Origin of the sequence: Sphingomonas zeae (assembly GCF_014197135.1) — a bacterium.
Lineage (GTDB): Bacteria > Pseudomonadota > Alphaproteobacteria > Sphingomonadales > Sphingomonadaceae > Sphingomonas > Sphingomonas zeae.
The window spans coordinates 60,388-73,612 of sequence record NZ_JACIFA010000006.1 but is presented as its reverse complement, the minus strand read 5'-3'; the positions used below and the strand labels follow the sequence as shown (position 1 = coordinate 73,612).

The following is a 13,225-nucleotide window of genomic DNA, read 5'->3' as shown; positions in this document are numbered from 1 at the left end:
GCGGGATCGCTCTGCGTGACGGTCAGGGTTTCGCCATTGGCCTGCGGGGTCGCGAGCGGCAGGGTGTAGTTGCCCTGCGGATCGACGGTGGCGGTGCCGAGCGGTTGACCGGCGGCGTCGCGGACGGTGACGGTCGCGCCGGGCTCGCCTGTGCCGATGATGCTGGCACCGTCGGCGGCGATGATGGCCGTCGGTGCGGCGGGGGCGGTGAAGTCGGGGGCGACGAGGGTGATGGTGGGCGAAACATTGCCTGCCGCGTCGCTTTGCACGACGGTCAGCGTTTCGCCGTTCCCCTGCGGTGTGGTCAGCGTCAGGGAGTAGTTGCCATCCGCATCGACGGTGCCCTGGCCGATCGTTTCGCCATTGGCGTCACGGACGATCACGGTCGCGGCGGGCTCGCCGGTACCGGTGATCGTGGTGCCCTGCGCATCGATCTCGGCGGTGGGCAGCGGCATGGGGGTGGCATCGATGGCGTCCAATTCGGTGGTCGGCGAGACATTGCCCGCCGCGTCCGTTTGGGTCACGACCAGCACGCCGCCGCTGGTCTGTGGGGTGGCGAGCGTGATCGTATAGCCGCCATCGGCGGCGACGATCGCGCTACCGATCGGTTGGCCGTCCGAGCCGACGACACGCACCGTCGCGCCCGGCTCGCCCGATCCGGTCACGGTCGTTCCATCGGCGGAGAGAATCGCCGTGGGCGCGGCCGGGGGCGTGATGTCGGGGGCCGCGAGCGTGATGGCAGGCGAGACATTGCCCGCAGGATCGCTCTGAATGACGGTCAGGGTACCGCCATTGGCCTGGGGCGTCGTCAGCGGCAGCGTGTAGCTGCCCTGCGCGCCGACGGTTGCCGTGCCCAGCACCTGTCCGGCGGCGTTGCGGACGGTGACGGTCGCGCCGGGCTCGCCGGTGCCGGTGACGCTGGCGCCGTCACCGCTGATCGTCGCGGTGGGCGCGACCGGCGGGGTGATGTCGGGCGCGGTCGTCGTTGCGGATGGCGAGACATTGCCTGCGGCGTCGCTCTGCACGATGGTGACGGGCTGACCGTTGGTCTGGGGCGGGTTGACCGGAATAGTGAAGGTGCCGTCGGGGGCGACCGTGCCGGTGCCGATCACCGAGCCCGCGCCGTCCGTCACGCGGATCGTCGCGCCCGCCTCACCCGTGCCGCGAATGCTGGTGCCGTTGGCCGTGAAACTGGCGGTGGGCGTTGCGGGCGGTTGGATATCGGCGTTTGGTCCGCCGGGTTGGTTGCGGTCGTTGCCACCGCCGCCCGATACCGCCGCGACGACCCCGCCGACCCCGGCCACGCCCAGCACGGCGGGCAGGATGAAGGACGAGCCGCCGCCCTGCTCCGTCGCGGCTGCCATCAGATCGTCCAGATCGGTGATCGCCGTGAATCGCCCCGAGCCGCTCGCCGAGGGATGCGCCAGCCACTGGCCGCCTTGATCGTCGCGCAGCACCAGGTCGCTGACCCGGCCTTGCTGCTGATCGTAGAAATTGTCGATGCGAATGGTCTGGCCGTCGGTCAGGCGGATGATCAGGTCATTGCCCTCGCGCTCCATCGCGGCAACCTGCGACCGATCGAGGTCAAGCCGCACGACGCTGGGGGCGTTCAGTTCGATGACGTTGGCGCTGGTCGTAGTCGTGGTGCCGGTCGCCTTCGCGATGATCTCGGTCTGCATGGCCTGTTCCTCCCATTGCATATCGACATGCCCCGGCGTGACGTGCCGGGTAGGGGAGCGCGGTCATGGCCTTCTTCACGCCACGGCGCGGCCTCCCCTTATGCAGATCGTAACCGGGAAAATTGGCCCACGATGCGAAGGTGCCATTTTCGGATTTAATTCAGATGGTTAACGATTGTTAACCTGGGTCTATGGGACTGGGCGGCGGGCTGCTTGGGTGCGGTATGGGTCAACGGCGTCGGGACAGGACAGGGGCATCGGCATCCGTCATGCGGACGGGCCGGATCGTGCCATCGGCGGCATAGGTGACGCGGTCGATCGCTACGACGCGCTCGCCCTGGAACGGGCCGGGGCCGGGCGCCCGGTCCCAGCGATGATAGACGATCAGCCAGCGACCGTCGGGCAGTTTCACGAAGCTGTGATGGCCTGGTCCCTGATGGTGCTGGTCGCTGGTCAGGATCGCCCCGCGATAGCGCCATGGCCCGGTTGGCGAGGGGGCGGTGGCGTAATGGACCGAATAGTCGGGGCCGTTGAACCGCCCATGGCTGTAGGAGAGATAGTAGAGGCCATCACGTTCGTGCATGAACGCGCCCTCGGTGAATTGCGGCGGGGTCGTCACCTTCACCTCACGCGCGATGCTGACCATGTCGGGCTTGAGTTCCCAGACGCGCAGGGTCGCGCCCGCGCTGCCGCCCGCATAGAGATAGATTTTGCCCGATTTGCGATCGGTGAAGACCATCGGGTCGATCGCCTCGAACCCTTTGTCGCCGGTCACCAGCGGGCGGCCGCTGTCGCGATAGGGGCCGCCGGGGCGGTCGGCGACGGCGACGCCGATCCGGCTGGGCGTCGGGTTCTGCGGCCCGACCGAATAATAGAGATAATAGCGCCCGTTGCGTGTCGCGACGCCGGGCGCCCAAAGGAAATGCTCGGGCGCGCCGTCATCCTTGATCCATCGTATCTGGTCGCGCTGGATCAGCTCGCCGCGCGGCCGCCACGTCTTCAGATCGCGGCTGGAAAAGGCCCCGAACCGATCCGCCGCCCAGCTTCCCCCCGGTCCCCCGGTCGGGAAGATCCAGAGTTCCTGGCCGATCATCATCGCGTGAGGATCGGCTCCCTCAAATTGCGGATTGCGGGCGATACCTGCCGCCGCGACGATCAGCGCCAGGCCGGCCGCGGCGAACGCGCTCAGTCTTGTCATCCTCATCCTCTCCTGCATCCTCGAAACCGCACGTCCAGCAAATCGCTGCGTCCGGCGGCCTTGTCGCTGCAAGGTACCGCGGAACAGCATTATGTCCATGTCGCCGGACGCGCGCATCAGCGAAGCGATGCAGAGCCGGATCGCCACGCCCGGATGGCTTGACGACGTTTCTGCCGATAGCTCGGGGTCAAGCGGCTGCCCTGTCACCACCGCGCATCCGAAGCCGGTATAGCCCTGCGCCATGCGGCGGCAGCATCTGCGCGAAACGGCCCTTCGCGCGGCCCAGCGACGCGCCGGTCCACAGATCGGTCACGTCGACCTCGCCCGACAGTCCCAGATAGGGGAGCGCAAGGCCGACTTCCTTGCGTTTGTCGCCAGTGTTGAACAGCGCCAGATAGCGATCGCCCGGCGCACCCTCGGGCTTGGCCGACCAGATGCGCGCGCCGTCCTCCACGAAATGCGGCTGATTGTCGGTCGAGGCCTGGTTGACCGCCAGCACCGCGCGGTTGGTCAGCAACGCCAGGGTCGGCGCATCCAGATAGCGCAGGTCGCCGCCCATGATGAGCGGCGAGCGCGCGATCGACCACAGGGTCATCAGCGTACGCTGTTCGTCGGGGGTGAACTTGGTATCGCGCTTGCCCAGCGCCAGACGGCCGAGCGGCAGCATGTCGGCGTCGGGCCATGAGTCCGGCCCGCGATAGGGGGTCCAGTTCTCCAGCCGGGTGAACTGCGCCTCCAGCATCGCCCATTCGTCCCAGAAATCGTCCGAGATGCGCCACATCTGCGCGAAGCGGCGGACATGGGGGCCGCGGACCACCGGGGTTTCGCCGGGCGACAGGCTGAGGACGATCGGGCGGCGGCTGCTCCGGATCGCCTTGTGCGCGGCCTCGATCTCGGGCGCGTGCGCGTCATAGGGACGACTCATATCGTCCATCTTGATGAAATCGACGCCCCAGGAGGCATAGAGCGCGAAGACGCTGTCATAATAGGCCTGCGCGCCGGGCTTGGTCATGTCGACGCCGTACATGTCCGGGTTCCAGGTGCAGATGCTGCTGGTGTCGGCGATGTCGGCGGCGCGGTAGCGTGTCCCGAGGATCGGCAGGTTCTTCTTCACCGCCAGTCGCGGGATGCCGCGCATCAGGTGGATGCCGAACTTCATGCCCATCGTATGGACGTCCGCCGCCAGCTTGGTGAAGCCCGATCCGTCCGCGCTCGACGGAAAGCGGTTGGGGGCGGGGATCAGCCGGCCATAGCCGTCCATCGCAGGGACCGGCGCGGCATTGTAGCTATAGCTCGACGCCTCGGGCTCATACCATTGGATGTCGACGGTAAAGACGTCGTAGCCGAAGGGCAAAAGCTTGGCCCGCATGATCGCGGCGGTTTCGCGCGCCTGCGCCTCCGTGATGGTGGTCGCAAAGCTGTTCCAGCTGTTCCATCCCATGGGCGGCCGCGGCGCGAGCATGGCGGGCCGCGCTGCCGCCGATGCCCCTTGCGCCCCGCCCAGCGACAGACCGCCGCCGATCGCCGCGCCTGCTGCCACCCCGGCCAGCGCCTGTCGACGGCTGATCCCGCCTCTGTCCTTGCTCATCCATCCGCTCCCGTTCTTTAGTCGAACAAGTGTACGGCTTGAGACGAGCAGGGCAAGGGACGTCGGTCCGTTATAAGTCGGACATGGGCGTGCGGGTCAGAAGCGGCCCTCGAAGCTCAAGCCCAGGATGCGCGGATCGGACATGGTGCCGCGCACCCGCCCATCGAAGTCGTTGAAGAACGACGTCGGCTGCTGGCGGTCGAAGATATTGGTGGCGAGCAGGAACGCCCCGAAATGCCGCCCCTGCCAGCCCAGCTTGGCATTGACCAGGGTGATCGGGCGGATGTCGCGCACCGCCTGGTCGATGGTGCTCTGGAACAGGGCATCGCGATAGGTCGCGTTGACATTGGCAAACAGTCCGCCCGAACTGCGCCACGTTCCGCCAGCCGAAGCGGTCCAATGCGGCGCGTTGGCGAATTCGTTGCCGGTCGCCGACCATTTGGCGGTGCCAAGCGGCACGGTGAAATCGAGGAACTTGGTCCGGCTGTGGCCGACGCCCGCATACAGCTCCAGCGTGCGCGTCGGCCGCCCGCGCAGCTCCGCCTCGATGCCATAGAGCCGCGACTTGCCCGCATTGACCACCTGCGTGTCGAACACCGAGCCGGGGGTCAGCTGCACCGACACCTGCTGGTCACGCCAATCGATATAATAGGCATTGGCGTTGAAGCTCAGCTTGCGATCGAACCAGTCGGAGCGCAACGCGACTTCATAATTCCAGGTATATTCGGGCGAATAGGTGAAGGCCTGCCCCCGCTGCTGGTTGATCCCGGCGCCTCCTGCGCGATAACCGCGCTGCGCGGTCGCGCTCAGCGAGGCATTGGGCGTCACGTCCCAGGTCAGGCCCAGCTTGGGCAGCCACGCGTCATAGGTGATCGTCCGGATGGGCTCGACACTGGTCGCCCCCGCTGCCGTCGCCAGCAACAGCGCGTTGAGCTGGGTGACGACTGGCGCCAGCGCGGGCACGGGCAGCCGCGCCGGATCGGGAAGGGTGCCGTTCAGCGCGACGGCCTGGCTTGCCCCGCGCTGCTGCCGCTCATTGTCGTAGCGCAGCCCCGCACGCAATTTCAGTCGCGTGGTCAGCGGGAAGGTCAGGTCGGTAAAGCCCGCCAGGTTGCGCGTCAGGCGCGGCTGCGTCAGCAAATTCTTGATGGGGACGACGCCGCCATACAAGCCCAGCACCGTATTCACCAGGGGTTGCGACAGGCCCAGTGCCAGCAATTGGCGATCGACGCCCAGTCGGGTCAGGACCATGTTCTGGGTCGCCTCGAACCGATAGTCGCGATTGTCCTCTCGGAGATAATAGGCGCCGATCAGGCCCTGGACCCAGGATAGGTCGATACCCAGGCGCAGTTCCTGCTGCACCGTCTTGGCAGGATCGCTGGTGCGGCTCAGCTGGCCGGGGGTGGGATTGCGGTCGGGGTCCGCGATGTAGAGCGCGCGAACGTTGGAATAGTTGGTGACCGAACTGAGGTCGAAGCCGCCGCCGAGCGTATAATGCGCCTCCAGTGTCGCGATGTCGCTCAGCGTTCGGGTGTCGGTCGCGACATCCTCGGTGACGATGCGATCGGTGCGCGCATAGGGCGGATCGAACTCGAACGAATAGGCCCCGCGCACATGGCGGTCGTGCATATAGGTCGCGATGATGCGCAGGCCGGGCAAGGCGTCGGGCGTGACGAGCAGCTTGCCGCGCACCGTCTCGGACTGGCGCGGATCGGCGTCGCGGTGAAGCGTGGTGTTGTAAAGCAGGCCGTCCGACCGCGCGATCTCGCCTGCCACGCGGAACGCGATCTGATCGCCCAGGATCGGACCGCCCAGCGCGGCGGCGGCGCGGCGCTGCCCATCGGGGCCGGTCAGCATCAACCGGGCCTTGCCGCTCCATTCGTAACTCGGGTCGGTCGTGCGGATGACCACCGCTCCCGCGAGCGCGTTGCGACCCTGCACCGTGGATTGCGGCCCGCGGAATATCTCCACCTGCGAGATGTCATACAGGTCGAGCGGCCCGGTGTTTAGCGCCGCGCGTGGCAGGACCGCGCCATCGACATAGACGCTGGCCAGCGCACCGTCGCCCGCCCCGGACACGTTGAAGGCGTCGATGCCGCGAATGGTGAAGCTGGTCCGGTTGGCCCCGATCGAGACATTGGCGGTGCGTTGCAGCACGTCATACACATCGATCAGATTCTGATCGGTGATCGTCTGCGCCGTCGTCACGGCGACGCTGGCGGGTGTGTTGCGCAGGGTCCGGTCGGCTTTCTCGCCCATGACGACGATGTCGTTGCCCGTCTCCGCTGAACCAGCATCCTTGGCCTGTAACGCCATGCTCTGCGCCAGGCATGGTGCCGCCACCGAAGACAGCAAGACGGCCAGCGTCGCCCGAACCCACATGAAATATCCCCCAGATTTCGTTGCGAGCGCGAACTAATATCAATGAATATGCGAGTCAATCGCAATAAAATCCATGTGGGCAAGGGGCTTGGGCATTTTGGGGGTGGATTGGGGTCGGACGAGCCCTCATTTGTGGGCCTTTCCCTATCGGAACTCTGGTATCGATCCTGGCGAAGATAGGAGATTCCGAAAACGCGGCGGCGCGGCCGCCATCCCGGATCGGAAGGACGAGCGAGCGATGGACGAACGACGGGTCGAGTTCCAGGCCAGCCACGAACTGCTTCAGGCAACGATGGATGCGTCGACCGACATGATCCAGGTGTTCGAGGCGATCCGGGACGCGTCGGGCCGGATCATGGATTTCCGCTGGGTACTGAACAACCACACATCGCAGCGCAGATATGGCGAAGTGCGTGGCGAAAGCCTGTTGCAACGCAATCCCGGCGTCCTGGAAGAGGGCATTTTCGATGCCTTTTGTCGCGTCACCGAAACCGGCGAGCCCGAACAGGCCGAGCATCATTATGTCCATGAGCAGTTTGACGGCTGGTTTTTCCAGACGGTCGTGAAACTGGGCGATGGCGTCGCCACCACGACGCGCGACATCACCGAATGGAAGGAGTCGCAGGCGGAGATCGCGCGGCTTCGCGAAGAGGTGGTCAAGGCCCAGCTGGCCGAGACCGAAGGGCAACTCGCGGCGATCTTCGCCACCGCGCCAGTGGGATTGTCGGTCCTCTCGTTGGACGGTCGGTTCCTGAGGGTCAATGACGAGCTGTGCCGGATATTGGCCCGCTCGCGCGAGACGGTGCTGGACCTGTGCGTGCCGGACGTGACCCATCCCGACGATGTGATGCCCAGTCTGGCGGCGATCGGGGATGCTGTCGCTACCGGGCGTCCGGCCACGCTCGATAAACGCTATGTTCGACCTGACGGCTCGCTGGTCTGGGCGAGCAGCACATTGTCCGTCCTGCCCAAGGGCGATGGCCAGCCCGACCGGCTGCTGGTCGTGACCGCGGACCTGTCGGAACGGCGCAAGGCGGAGGACGCGTTGCGCCGGAGCGAGACGCTGCAACGCGTGCTGATCGCCGAATTGCAGCATCGGACCAGCAATTTGCTGGGCGTGGTCCGTTCGATCGTGGACAATACGTCGCGCAGCGCGAACAGCCTGGCCGATTTCCGCGCGCGCTTCGATGACCGTCTGAACGCGCTATCGCGCGTGCAGACGCTGCTGTCGCGATTGAACGAGCATGACCGGGTGACGTTCGACGGGCTGCTCCAGGCCGAGCTGGCGGCGATGGATGGGTGTCCCGACGCGGTTACGATGACCGGCCCGGCGGGTGTTCGGCTGCGTTCCTCGACCGTCCATACGCTAGCCATGGCGATCCACGAACTGGCGACCAATGCGATCAAATATGGGGCGCTGGGACAGGCCGGGGGGCGGTTGGCGATTGGCTGGACGCTGGAGGCGGATGGGCCGGGTGGCAAGCCCTGGCTGCATATCGACTGGCGCGAAAGCGGGGTCAGGATGGCGTCCAAAGGAGCTTGGCCGAAGGGCACGGGGCAGGGCCGCGAACTGATCGAACGGGCGTTGCCCTATCAACTGGGCGCGCGGACGACCTATAGCCTGGGCTTGGACGGAGTGCATTGCACCATCTCCATTCCGGTATCGGCGACGGTCTGCGCGAACGGCGGCGGCCCGACCTAGCGTCCGCCCTGCCAGCCGGGGCGCAGTGCGATCCGCAGGATGCGGTCATTCGCCGCCAGGAACAGCGCGCGACCCGCTTCGCCAAAGGCGCAGTTGGCGATCGGCGCGCCTTGTTCGATCAGCCCCAATGGCTCGGCCTCGGGCGTCATCAGCATCATGCCGCCCGGCACCGAGCAGACCAGCGTGCCGTCGCGCGCGACTTTCATCCCATCAGGCAGGCCCGCGCCGCCGGCTGCAAGCATCGCGCGTGCATCGAGCAGCGTCCGGCGATTGGCCACGCGCCCGCGCGCGTCGACATCGTAGACCATGATGCGCGGCGCCGCCTCGTCCGAGACGGAGACGTAGAGCCTTCGCTCGTCGGGCGACAGCGCGATGCCGTTGGGGCGGGTAAGGCTGCCGTCGATCAGATCGACACGCCCATCGGGCCGCCGCCGATAGACGCCATTGACGGCCTGTTCTTTCAACGACGATTTGTCTCCGTCCCGAAAGCCATAGGGCGGATCGGTGAACCAGATTGCCCCGTCTCTGGCGACGTGCAGGTCGTTGGGGCTGTTGAACCGCTTGCCCGCATAACGGTCGGCCAGCACGGTGCGGCGGCCCGTCGCCAGCTCGACCCGGTCGATGCTTCGCCCGCCGCTATTGGCGATCAGCAGCGCGCCACTCGCGTCCAGTGCCAGCCCATTGGCCCCGGGTTCGCGGACCAGCGCCGGGTCGGTGCCCGCCGCGCCCGAAGGGTCGAGCACCACGGACACACCCCGTCCGCGTTGCCAGCGGCGGACGATATTGGCGGGAGGATCGGCAAAGAGCAGATACCCGCCGCGCGGTACCCACACCGGCCCCTCCGCCCAGCGGATGCCGGTTGCGATCACGTCCGGCTCGGTCCCCGGCGCGATCATCCGGTCTAGCCCAGGCGACAGGCGGCGAAGGCGCGGCATGGTTTCCGCTGCGACCGCCGGTGCGGCAATCAGAGCAAGGCCGGCGGCGAGGACAGAGCGGCGAGAGGCGATCATGGCACGAGCATGGGCGATGTGGCTGATGCCCGCAAGGTCATGGATTCGGGGCCACATCCTTCGCAAAGCCGGGGCTCGCGCCGATGGGCCGATACAGCCATGATGGCAAGATGCCGAGGCTGGTAGCGCTAAAACCTGCAAGGCGTTAGGGGGGAGGGGGCAATCACCGGTGGCGCCGCGCCAAGGATAAGGAGACCGAGGGATGAAGTTGTTGCGTTATGGCGAGATGGAGCGTGAGCGTGCCGGACTGCTGGACGATCAGGGCCGCATCCGCGCACTGCCCGCAGCGCTCGGCGATCTGGCGGGCGACCGGCTGACGCCGCAGGGTCTGGCGGAGATCGCCGCCCTCGATCCCGCGACGCTGCCCGTGGTCGAGGGCAATCCGCGGCTGGGCTCATGCGTCGCACGCCCCGGCAAGTTCGTCTGCATCGGCCTGAACTACCGAGCCCATGCCGCCGAGAGCAATCTGCCCATTCCCGCCGAGCCGGTCGTGTTCGGCAAGTGGAGTAGCGCGGTCGTCGGTCCGAACGACGATGTCGAAATCCCGCGTGGTTCGGAAAAGACCGACTGGGAGGTCGAACTCGGCGTCGTGATCGGCACGCGCGGCCGTTACCTGACGGAAGCCGAGGCGCTGTCGCATGTCGCGGGCTACTGCGTCGTGCACGACGTGTCGGAGCGCGAGTTCCAGCTGGAGCGCGGCGGCACCTGGGACAAGGGCAAGGGATGCGACACGTTCGGACCCACCGGGCCATGGCTGGTCACGGTGGACGAGGTGGGCGATCCGCAGGACCTGCGCCTGTGGCTGGAAGTCGACGGCAAGCGCTATCAGGACAGCAGCACCGCCGACATGATCTTCTCGGTCGCCGAACTGGTCGCCTATGTCAGCCAGTTCTGCACGCTGGAACCGGGTGACATCATTTCGACCGGCACGCCCGAGGGCGTCGGCCTGGGCCAGAAGCCGCCGGTCTATCTCCGCGCGGGCCAGATGGTGCGGTTGGGCATCGACAAGCTGGGCGAGCAGACCCAGCGGATGGTCGCGGCGGGCTGAGGCTGAATAACCCCTCCCCTTCAGGGGAGGGGCAGGGGGTGGGGCGCTACCGCAAACGATAAGCCGCTGGAAAGGCCCCACCCCAACCCCTCCCCTGAAGGGGAGGGGCTAGACGCAAATCAGTCCTCTTCGTCCATTTCGCTATCGACGCTGTCCATGAAGTCGCGTGCTGCTTCGCGGTCTTCCTCATTCTCGAACGCGTCTTCGATGTCCGGGGCGACGCCGATCATATAAGCCAGGCACCAGAGCGCGAAGCGGCGGCCGCTGTCGCGCTCCAGTCCGAACTGGACGCGCAGCCGATCCACCCCCGCGCTGAGCTGATCGGGGGTGAGGTCGGCAATCTCTTCGGTGCCGAAAAAGCGGACGAGCAACTGGTCGAAATCCATGGCCGTCCATAGCCGACCCGTTGCCCGTTCCCAAGCCTCAGTTGCCCGACTGGATCCGGTCGCCCGCCGCCCGCTGCTCGGCGGCGCGCTTGGTCAGGTTCCTCAGAGTCTCGTCGAACTTGCCCTCGCGTTCGGCCATGCGGAACGGGCGCACCTGCTCGACCAGGATTTCGGACGGCGTCGGCGTTTGCGCGAACTGCGCGGCGACCGCATCGGCAAATTCTTCCAGGGGCACATAGCCCGGACGATGCGCCTGACCCGGCGTCAGGTCGGTCTGCACGCCCGGCGGGGCCAGCTCGATCACCTCGACCTTGCCTTCCAGCTGGGTGCGCAGCGACACGGTATAGGAATGGATCGCCGCCTTGGTCGCCGAATAGGTGGGCGCCGCGACCAGCGGTACGAAGGCAAGGCCCGAGGTCACGTTGACGATTGCCGCGTCGCTCTGCGTGACCAGATGGTCGATCAGTGCGTTGGTGAGCCGGATCGGACCCAGGATGTTGGTGGTCAGCGTCGCCTCGGCATCGGCCAGGTCACGGCGCCCGGTCAGGTCCTCGAACTTCATGATGCCCGCATTGTTGAACAGCACGTTCAGCGCGGGAAAGTCGGCGACGATGGCTCGCGCGAAGGCATCCACCGCCGCTGCATCCTCGACATCGAGCGTGACGACATGGATGCGCTCGCGCCCTTCCGCGGCCTTTTCCAGCGTCTCGCGGCGACGCCCTGCGATGATGACCGTGTCGCCGCGATCATGGAAGCGATGGGCCAGCGCCTCGCCGATACCGCTGCCGCCGCCCGTCATCAGGATCGTGTTGCCGCTGGTCTTCATCGATGCGTCTCCGAGGTCGGGTGAAATGATCCTTCGCACAATGATCGCGACCGGCTTTCGTTCACCCCGCGCCGCCGGTGATCCGATGCACGATGTCGCTGATCGCATTCCGGTCGAGCGGGGCGGGGTCGATCGAATTGTGGATGCCGATCCCCTCGACCAGCGCATCGAGCGCGCGGGCGGTCAACGGATCGAAGAACCGCTCCAGTGCGGCGCGGCTGTTGTTCATCCAGCCCTGCATGACGGTCGAGACGGAAGGATGGCGCGCGGCAAAGGCATAAAGTTCGTAACTGAGCAGCAGCGTGCGCGGCTCAGCCCAGACCGAGCCTGCGATGATGTCGATGATCGCCGCGCGCGCATCGTCGTGGCTTTGGGCCTGCGCCATGCGCGCGGCGAAGGCGTGCGACGATTCCTCCGCAAGTTGGGTGAAGGCATCGGTCAGCAACGTTTCCAGCGAGGTGAAATAATAGGTGACCGAGCCGAGCGGCACCCCGGCCGCCGCCGCGATCCGGCGATGGGTGGTGCCGGGCACCCCGTGTTCGGCGATTACCTCCAGCGCCGCGGCGATGATGCGTTGCCGACGCTCCGGGTCATTTCGTCTCGCGAATCCGTCGGCCATACAAAAACTCCGTTGCATCGAATATGTACAAATGTACACATACAGTCGAGACGAGGCAGGAAAGCGATCTGCCGTAGCGCAAAACGGGAAAGAAGAACCATGGACGAACCGCATATGTCGCGCCGCGCGATCCTGGGCAGCGCGGTCGCGCTGGGCGTGCCGCAGATGGCGGCGGCAGCGGGCGCGGCGGCGGCGGCGGCGGTGCTGGGGCGACAGGACGGCGTCTGGCTGAACCCGCCCAAAGTCTGGCGGGCGGAGGCGAATGGCGATCTGGTGATGACCACCGAGCGCGGCACCGATTTCTGGCGCGAGACCCATTATGGCTTCACCCGCGACAGCGGCCACTTTCTGGGTTTCCCGGCCGGCGACGCCTTTACCGCGCAGCTGCGCATCCGGGGGCGCTATGACAAGCTGTACGACCAGGCGGGGATCATGGTGCGGGTCGACGAGCGGCGCTGGGTGAAGGCGGGGATCGAACTGTCCGACGGCCGCGCGATGTTGAGCAGCGTACTGACCGATGGGCGGTCGGACTGGGCGACCGGCCCCTATGAGGGCGAGGCGTCCGACTTTTGGATGCGGGCGACGGTCGCCAAGGGGGTGCTGCGCCTTCAGGTTTCGGCCGATGGCAAACACTGGCCGCTGGTCCGGCTGGCACCGTTTCCGGTCGCGTCCGGCTACCGGGTCGGGCCGATGGCGTGCACGCCGGAGCGCGAGGGGCTGGAGGTGCGCTTCTCGGACCTTCGCATCACCGCGCCGCTCGGCAAAGACCTGCACGACCTGAGCTGAG

Annotated in this window: 11 protein-coding genes; 3 read left to right on the top strand and 8 right to left on the bottom strand. The window is 66.7% G+C overall.

What is annotated here, in order from left to right:
• The 4 genes from GGR45_RS10315 to GGR45_RS10300 all read right to left on the bottom strand — a co-directional run.
• Positions 1 to 1,679: Ig-like domain-containing protein (locus tag GGR45_RS10315; protein WP_183988974.1), on the bottom strand; the 1,679-nt coding region annotated here is incomplete at its 3' end.
• A 229-nt stretch (positions 1,680 to 1,908) separates the two neighbouring features.
• Positions 1,909 to 2,877: a family 43 glycosylhydrolase gene (locus GGR45_RS10310; protein WP_246358156.1), complete on the bottom strand. Its 969-nt coding sequence runs from the start codon at positions 2,875 to 2,877 to the stop codon at positions 1,909 to 1,911.
• 187 nt (positions 2,878 to 3,064) lie between these two features.
• Entirely contained in the window at positions 3,065 to 4,465 is a 1,401-nt protein-coding gene (locus GGR45_RS10305) for a glycoside hydrolase family 27 protein (RefSeq protein ID WP_175310992.1), read from the bottom strand.
• 96 nt (positions 4,466 to 4,561) lie between these two features.
• Positions 4,562 to 6,847, bottom strand: coding sequence for a TonB-dependent receptor (locus GGR45_RS10300; protein ID WP_175310991.1), 2,286 nt, complete (start codon positions 6,845 to 6,847; stop codon positions 4,562 to 4,564).
• A gap of 238 nt (positions 6,848 to 7,085) precedes the next feature.
• Between GGR45_RS10300 and GGR45_RS10295 the strand changes: the two genes are divergently transcribed.
• Complete coding sequence (locus GGR45_RS10295; protein WP_175310990.1) at positions 7,086 to 8,549, top strand: sensor histidine kinase; 1,464 nt, start codon at positions 7,086 to 7,088, stop codon at positions 8,547 to 8,549.
• Here GGR45_RS10295 and GGR45_RS10290 read toward each other — a convergent pair.
• Positions 8,546 to 9,559, bottom strand: a complete 1,014-nt coding sequence (locus tag GGR45_RS10290; protein WP_175310989.1) for an SMP-30/gluconolactonase/LRE family protein — start codon at positions 9,557 to 9,559, stop codon at positions 8,546 to 8,548. The genes GGR45_RS10295 and GGR45_RS10290 overlap by 4 nt on opposite strands.
• 202 nt (positions 9,560 to 9,761) lie before the next feature.
• Between GGR45_RS10290 and GGR45_RS10285 the strand changes: the two genes are divergently transcribed.
• The gene (locus GGR45_RS10285; protein ID WP_175310988.1) at positions 9,762 to 10,607 is read left to right on the top strand and encodes a fumarylacetoacetate hydrolase family protein; all 846 of its coding nucleotides are present in this window, start codon (positions 9,762 to 9,764) and stop codon (positions 10,605 to 10,607) included.
• A gap of 119 nt (positions 10,608 to 10,726) precedes the next feature.
• Here the strand turns inward: GGR45_RS10285 and GGR45_RS10280 are convergent, their stop codons facing one another.
• The 3 genes from GGR45_RS10280 to GGR45_RS10270 all read right to left on the bottom strand — a co-directional run bounded on the left by GGR45_RS10280 (position 10,727) and on the right by GGR45_RS10270 (position 12,438).
• Complete coding sequence (locus GGR45_RS10280; RefSeq protein WP_175310987.1) at positions 10,727 to 10,993, bottom strand: hypothetical protein; 267 nt, start codon at positions 10,991 to 10,993, stop codon at positions 10,727 to 10,729.
• Positions 10,994 to 11,030: 37 nt separating this feature from the next.
• Positions 11,031 to 11,819: an SDR family oxidoreductase gene (locus GGR45_RS10275; protein ID WP_175310986.1), complete on the bottom strand. Its 789-nt coding sequence runs from the start codon at positions 11,817 to 11,819 to the stop codon at positions 11,031 to 11,033.
• Between the two features lie 61 nt (positions 11,820 to 11,880).
• A complete protein-coding gene (locus GGR45_RS10270) occupies positions 11,881 to 12,438 on the bottom strand; it encodes a TetR/AcrR family transcriptional regulator (RefSeq protein WP_175310985.1) in 558 nt (185 codons plus the stop codon).
• A gap of 99 nt (positions 12,439 to 12,537) precedes the next feature.
• Here GGR45_RS10270 and GGR45_RS10265 point away from each other — a divergent pair, with 99 nt between their 5' ends.
• Positions 12,538 to 13,224, top strand: coding sequence for a DUF1349 domain-containing protein (locus GGR45_RS10265; RefSeq protein ID WP_175310984.1), 687 nt, complete (start codon positions 12,538 to 12,540; stop codon positions 13,222 to 13,224).
• The last annotated feature ends 1 nt before the right edge of the window (position 13,225 follow it).

What these genes read in the sequence shown, in the direction of transcription:
- GGR45_RS10310 (WP_246358156.1), bottom strand. Translation starts at nt 2,877, where the DNA reads ATGACAAGACTGAGCGCGTTCGCCGCGGCCGGCCTGGCGCTGATCGTC.
- GGR45_RS10275 (WP_175310986.1), bottom strand. Translation starts at nt 11,819, where the DNA reads ATGAAGACCAGCGGCAACACGATCCTGATGACGGGCGGCGGCAGCGGT.
- GGR45_RS10270 (WP_175310985.1), bottom strand. Translation starts at nt 12,438, where the DNA reads ATGGCCGACGGATTCGCGAGACGAAATGACCCGGAGCGTCGGCAACGC.
- GGR45_RS10305 (WP_175310992.1), bottom strand. Translation starts at nt 4,465, where the DNA reads ATGAGCAAGGACAGAGGCGGGATCAGCCGTCGACAGGCGCTGGCCGGG.
- GGR45_RS10300 (WP_175310991.1), bottom strand. Translation starts at nt 6,847, where the DNA reads ATGTGGGTTCGGGCGACGCTGGCCGTCTTGCTGTCTTCGGTGGCGGCA.
- GGR45_RS10285 (WP_175310988.1), top strand. Translation starts at nt 9,762, where the DNA reads ATGAAGTTGTTGCGTTATGGCGAGATGGAGCGTGAGCGTGCCGGACTG.
- GGR45_RS10295 (WP_175310990.1), top strand. Translation starts at nt 7,086, where the DNA reads ATGGACGAACGACGGGTCGAGTTCCAGGCCAGCCACGAACTGCTTCAG.
- GGR45_RS10290 (WP_175310989.1), bottom strand. Translation starts at nt 9,559, where the DNA reads ATGATCGCCTCTCGCCGCTCTGTCCTCGCCGCCGGCCTTGCTCTGATT.
- GGR45_RS10280 (WP_175310987.1), bottom strand. Translation starts at nt 10,993, where the DNA reads ATGGATTTCGACCAGTTGCTCGTCCGCTTTTTCGGCACCGAAGAGATT.
- GGR45_RS10265 (WP_175310984.1), top strand. Translation starts at nt 12,538, where the DNA reads ATGGACGAACCGCATATGTCGCGCCGCGCGATCCTGGGCAGCGCGGTC.